The sequence below is a fragment of the Nocardia sp. NPDC058497 genome, assembly GCF_042720195.1.
In the GTDB taxonomy this organism is placed as follows: domain Bacteria; phylum Actinomycetota; class Actinomycetes; order Mycobacteriales; family Mycobacteriaceae; genus Nocardia.
The window spans coordinates 1-5732 of sequence record NZ_JBHXMY010000386.1 but is presented as its reverse complement, the minus strand read 5'-3'; the positions used below and the strand labels follow the sequence as shown (position 1 = coordinate 5732).

The following is a 5732-nucleotide window of genomic DNA, read 5'->3' as shown; positions in this document are numbered from 1 at the left end:
CCTGGTGGGTTATTTTTTTTTAAAAACCCCACATTTTATATTCTGTGTTGGGGGGGGGTGTTTTTTTTAAACCCCCCCCGCCCGCAACCCGCCGGGGCCCCCCCCCCGGGATGGGCGGCCGCCCCCCCGTTTCGTGCAGAGACTCAGTTGCGGTCTATGTGCAGTTGACCTGGTACGTCCGGCCGTAACTGTCGCGCAGGATGTACGCCTGCCCGTTGCCCGTCTCGCCTTCGATCTTCCACCGCTGTCCGTTGATGTCGACGACCTTGCCGTAGTGATACCCGTGGCCGCACACCTGATCACGCCAGACATCGGCATGAGCCGGTCCGGCGATCATCGTGCAGCCAATACCGGCAGCGGCAGCCACAAGTCCCATGCGAAACAGCGATTTCATTACCCCACCTCGAAATGTGTTGCTGGAACTAACTTTTCAGCGGCCGCAATTCGAGCGTAGCACGGATGAGCGCCGTACTTCCCCGGAGAAAACAGCGGCCGCCGACACCGTGAGGCGCCGGCGGCCACCGGGATTGCTGTTGCTCAGTAGCGGTAGTGGTCCGGCTTGTACGGGCCTTCCACGTCCACGCCGATGTATTCGGCCTGGTCCTTGGTGAGCTTGGTCAGGGTGCCGCCGAGGGCTTCGACGTGGATCTTGGCGACCTTCTCGTCGAGGTGCTTGGGCAGGCGGTAGACCTCGTTGTCGTACTCCTCCGGCTTGGTCCACAGTTCGATCTGCGCGATGACCTGGTTGGAGAAGCTGTTCGACATGACGAACGAGGGGTGGCCGGTGGCGTTGCCCAGGTTCAGCAGGCGGCCCTCGGACAGGACGATGATCGCCTTGCCCGAGTCGAAGGTCCACAGGTCGACCTGGGGCTTGATGTTCAGACGCGTCGCGCCCGAGCTCTCCAGGGCGGCCATGTCGATCTCGTTGTCGAAGTGACCGATGTTGCCGAGGATGGCCTGGTCCTTCATCGCCTTCATGTGCTCGAGGGTGATGATGTCCTTGTTGCCGGTCGAGGTGATGACGATGTCGGCCTGCGAGATCGCCTGCTCGACGGTGACCACGTCGTAGCCGTCCATCAGCGCCTGCAGCGCGTTGATCGGGTCGATCTCGGTGACCTGCACGCGCGCGCCCTGGCCGGCCAGCGACTCAGCGCAACCCTTGCCGACGTCACCGTAACCGCAGATCAGCACCTTCTTGCCACCGATGAGCACATCGGTGCCACGGTTGATGCCGTCGATCAGCGAGTGGCGGGTGCCGTACTTGTTGTCGAACTTCGACTTGGTGACCGAGTCGTTGACGTTGATCGCCGGGAACACCAGCTCACCCGCGGCGGCGAACTGGTACAGCCGCAGCACGCCGGTGGTGGTCTCCTCGGTGACGCCCTTGACCGAGTCGGCGATGACACTCCACTTGGTCTTGTCGGTCTCGAGGCGCTCACGCAGCAGGTTGAGGAACACCTTGTACTCGGCCGAGTGGTCGGTGTCCTCGGGCGGAACGACACCGGCCTTCTCGAACTGCGCACCGCGCAGCACGAGCATGGTCGCGTCGCCACCGTCGTCGAGGATCATGTTGGCGGGCTCGCCGGGCCAGGTGAGCATCTGCTCGGCCGCCCACCAGTACTCCTCCAGCGTCTCGCCCTTCCAGGCGAACACCGGGGTGCCCTTGGGCTCGTCGACGGTGCCGTTGGGCCCGACGACGATGGCGGCGGCGGCGTGATCCTGGGTGGAGAAGATGTTGCACGAAGCCCAGCGCACCTCGGCACCGAGGGCGACGAGCGTTTCGATCAGGACGGCGGTCTGCACCGTCATGTGCAGCGATCCGGAGATGCGCGCGCCCTTCAGCGGCTGCACATCGTGGTATTCGCGGCGCAGAGCCATCAGGCCGGGCATCTCGTGCTCGGCGAGGCGGATCTCCTTGCGGCCGAATTCGGCCAGCGAGAGATCTGCCACCTTGTAATCGATGCCGTTGCGGACGTCAGCGGTGAGCTCGGTGCGCGCGGGAAGTTCTGAGGTCGTCATCAGCCTCTCCTGGTAGTCAGTACCGAGGCAAGGCTACCGCGTGCGGGCGCGCTCGTTCCCCGGTCCTACGAGGCCGCGGTCAAGCCGCGGCGCGGTATCGGGCCAGCAAACGCCGCGGCTTGGGCGGCGCGACATTGGCCAGGGTCAGGTCGCCGCCGTAGTGGGCGGCCACCTTGGGGTCCATCACCGCACGCCACAGCGGCGGGACGGCGGCCAGCAGCAGCATGGTGGCGTAGCCGGCGGGCAGCTGCGGCGATTCGCTGCTGCTGCGCAGGGTCTGATAGCGGCGGCCGGGGTTGGCGTGATGGTCGCTGTGGCGCTGCAGATGGAACAGGAAGATGTTGGTGACCAGGCGATCGCTGTTCCAGCTGTCGCGCGGGGAGCAGCGTTCCCAGCGGCCGTTGGGCTTGCGGGCGCGCAGCAGCCCGTAGTGCTCGACGTAGTTGACGGCCTCGAGCAGACCGAACCCGATGACGGCTTGCAGGACCAGCCACGGCAGGATCGCCGGACCGAACGCCAGCACCAGCGAACCGAAGAGCACCGCACTCATCGCCCACGCCTGGAGGATGTTGTTCTTGGTGCTCCACCAGCCGCGGCGCTGTCTGGCCAGGCGCGCGCGTTCGAGTTGGATCGCCGAGCGGAAGCCGCCGATCACGCTGCGCGGCAAGAACTCCCACAGCGATTCACCTAGCCGGGCGCTGGCCGGATCCTCGGGTGTCGCGACCCTGGCGTGATGGCCGCGATTGTGCTCGACGAAGAAGTGCCCGTACCCCGACTGGGCGAGCGCGATCTTCGACAGCAATCTTTCAGCACTCTCCACCCGGTGCCCCAATTCGTGGGCGGCGTTGATGCCGATGCCGCTGACGAAGCCGACGGTGGCGGCCAATCCGAGTTTGTCGACGAGGTCGAGATCGTTGCCTGCCCACATCGCGCAGGCGATGACGAGGCCGATCAGCTGGATCGGCAGGAACAGGTAGGTGCACCAGCGGTAGTAGCGATCGGCGGAGAGCGCTTCGTAGTCCTCGTCGCGCGGATTGTTGCCGTCCTCGCCGACGATCCAGTCCAGGACGGGAATGGCGATGAGCACGATGACCGGCCCGATCCACCACAGCACCTCGGCCTTGGTGTGGTACACGAGCTGGGAAGGCAACAGCGCGCACGCCGGAGCGATCAACCCTAGAGCCCAGAGATACCGTTTGGGATCACGAAGACCCCCCGGTTTGCCAACCGTTCGCACACCCGCTCCGCTGTATAAAGATCAATCGCCAACCGATGTGAATACTGACAGACGGTGGACACGTTACACGGAGTCAGATCGGCAAACGTGGTGATGGTTACACGGTGGCGAATCAGAGTCGCTCACGCGCCGGAGTGATCACCGTCACCGTTCGGGGTGCGCAGACCTCGTACCTGCACGATCGCCTCCACGTACGGACTGAGCAGAGCGCTCATCTCCGCCGGTGCGTCGCGTTCGGGCACCGGCGGATTGGGGATGTAACTCAGCGCGATGCGCACCAGCGCGTGCGCGAGCACATCGGCCTCCTCGTCGGTCGCGTTCACCCAGCTGTGCTGGAACACATGGGCCAGCCGCGCGGTGGCGTGCTCGAGCAGCGGGCCCGCGTCGAGGGTGATCAGCCGCAGCAGGTCCGGCTTCATCTCCCCGGCCAGCAGCGAGCGCACCAGCGGATCGGCCGCCGCGGCGAAGAAGAAGCCGGTCATGCCGACCCGGATGGCGGCGCGGGCGTCGCCGATGTTGTCGTCGAGTGCCTCGCGGACGTGATCGACGAGCTCGTCGGCCAGCCGCAGCGCGTAGGCCTGGGACAGGCCCGCGCGCGAACCGAACTCGTTGTAGAGCGTCTGCCTGCTGACGCCGGCCCTGGCCGCGACGTCACCGAGGGTGATCTTGGACCAATCACGCTCGGTGAGCAGGTCGCGCATCCCGTCCAGGACCGAGATGCGCAGCAGTTCCCGCGCCGCCTCCTGGTACGGGATGCGCGATCCGGTGCGCGGAGTGCCCGCGACGTTCACGAACGTTCGATCTCGACCATGAAGAAGTCGGACTTGGCCGCGCCGCAATCCGGGCAGGTCCAGTTGTCGGGAATGTCCTCCCACCTGGTGCCGGGGGCGATGTTGTCATCGGGCCAGCCCTGCGCCTCGTCGTACTCGAAACCGCACTGCACACACTGGTAGAGCTTGTACTCGGTCACCGCGATACTCCTACCGCCTCGAAGTCGATCTTCTCCCGCACCCCGCAGTCCGGACAGCACCAGTCGTCGGGCACCGACGACCATGCCGTGCCCGCCGGAAATCCTTCGCGCGGCGCGCCTTTCGTTTCGTCGTAGACATAATCACAGACCGGGCACCTGTACGCACTCATGCCTGCATCTCCTGTCCGTATTGTGCGAGTACCTTGTCCCGGCGCTTCGGTTCGATATTGGCCCGGGTGACATCGCCGCCGTAGTGCGCGAGCACGCGCTTGTCCATGACCCTGCGCCAGATCGGCGGGAAGTAGGCGATCAGGATCATGCTCGCGTAGCCGCTGGGCAGGTTCGGGGCGCCGTCCCAGCTGCGCAGTGTCTGATAGCGCCGGGTCGGGTACGCGTGGTGATCGCTGTGCCGCTGCAGGTGGTACAGGAAGATGTTGGTGACGATGTGGTCGCTGTTCCAGCTGTGCTCTGGCGCGGGCCGCTCGTAACGTCCGCGGGCGGTCTTCTGCCGGACCAGGCCGTAGTGCTCCAGGTAGTTCACCGACTCGAGCAGGCTGAACCCGACGACGGCCTGCAGGATCAGATACGGCAGCACCTCGATGCCGAAGACCGCGATCAGTCCCAGCCACAGCACCACCGACATCGCCCAGGCGTTGAGCACGTCGTTGCGCAACGTCCACGGGCTCTTGTCGAGCCGGTGCAGACGCTCCTTCTCCAGATGCCAGGCCGAGCGGAAACTGCCGACCACCGTGCGCGGCCAGAACGACCAGAAGGTCTCGCCGATGCGGGCGCTGGCCGGATCCTCCGGCGTGGCGACGCGGACGTGATGCCCGCGGTTGTGCTCGATGTAGAAGTGCCCGTAGAACGACTGCGCCAGCGCGACGCGGGCGAGCCAGCGCTCCAGGTGGACCTTCTTGTGGCCGAGTTCGTGCGCGGTGTTGATGCCGATGCCGCCGATCATGCCGACGCTGATCGCGATGCCGATCTTGTCGACCACGTTCGCCCCGCCGGGGAAGCCGAGCCAGTGCAGGTTGTCGGCGGAGATGACGTAGCAGGCGAAGATCAGCGAGGCGTACTGGAACGGCAGGTACAGGTAGGTCAGGTACCGGTAGTACTTGTCGTTCTCCAGGTACTCCATCACCTCGTCCGGCGGATTGTTGCCGTCGGGACCGAAGAACAGATCGGCCAGCGGAATGATGATGTACACCAGGATCGGCCCGAGCCAGAACGGGACTTCCGCGAGCCGGTGCCAGCCGAGCTGGTTGATCCCCCAGATCAGCGGGATTCCGATGGTGAACAGGCCGGTCGGGGCGAACAGGCCCCACAACCAGAGATAGCGCTTGGAATCGCGCCACTGCGGGGGCGCCACCCGCTGTTCGGACGCGTTGGCATCGGTCGACATCATTGTCTCCATCCTGCGACACAGCTCACACCTGTGATGTACGTAACCCTCTGTCACAGACGATATGTTCGGATCTGTCCGGCGTCTAGACAATTCTGCAGATT

General features: G+C 65.1%; 7 protein-coding genes. All 7 read right to left on the bottom strand.

What is annotated here, in order from left to right:
* Positions 1-154: 154 nt before the first annotated feature.
* Complete coding sequence (locus ACFWPJ_RS22690) at positions 155-394, bottom strand: hypothetical protein (protein ID WP_378854369.1); 240 nt, start codon at positions 392-394, stop codon at positions 155-157.
* Positions 395-537: 143 nt separating this feature from the next.
* On the bottom strand, positions 538-2019 hold the full coding sequence (ahcY, locus tag ACFWPJ_RS22685; protein WP_378854367.1) for an adenosylhomocysteinase: 1482 nt from the start codon (positions 2017-2019) through the stop codon (positions 538-540).
* Positions 2020-2098: 79 nt separating this feature from the next.
* The gene (locus tag ACFWPJ_RS22680; RefSeq protein ID WP_378854365.1) at positions 2099-3193 is read right to left on the bottom strand and encodes an alkane 1-monooxygenase; all 1095 of its coding nucleotides are present in this window, start codon (positions 3191-3193) and stop codon (positions 2099-2101) included.
* Between the two features lie 185 nt (positions 3194-3378).
* Positions 3379-4047 (bottom strand): TetR family transcriptional regulator, encoded by a 669-nt coding sequence (locus ACFWPJ_RS22675; RefSeq protein WP_378854363.1) that lies wholly within the window; start codon positions 4045-4047, stop codon positions 3379-3381.
* Positions 4044-4226: a rubredoxin gene (locus ACFWPJ_RS22670; RefSeq protein WP_378854361.1), complete on the bottom strand. Its 183-nt coding sequence runs from the start codon at positions 4224-4226 to the stop codon at positions 4044-4046. The genes ACFWPJ_RS22675 and ACFWPJ_RS22670 overlap by 4 nt, the downstream gene beginning before the upstream one ends.
* Positions 4223-4396, bottom strand: a complete 174-nt coding sequence (locus tag ACFWPJ_RS22665; protein WP_378854359.1) for a rubredoxin — start codon at positions 4394-4396, stop codon at positions 4223-4225. Before ACFWPJ_RS22665 ends, ACFWPJ_RS22670 begins: the two co-directional genes overlap by 4 nt.
* Entirely contained in the window at positions 4393-5628 is a 1236-nt protein-coding gene (locus ACFWPJ_RS22660; RefSeq protein WP_378854357.1) for an alkane 1-monooxygenase, read from the bottom strand. The genes ACFWPJ_RS22665 and ACFWPJ_RS22660 overlap by 4 nt, the downstream gene beginning before the upstream one ends.
* Positions 5629-5732 lie beyond the last annotated feature (104 nt).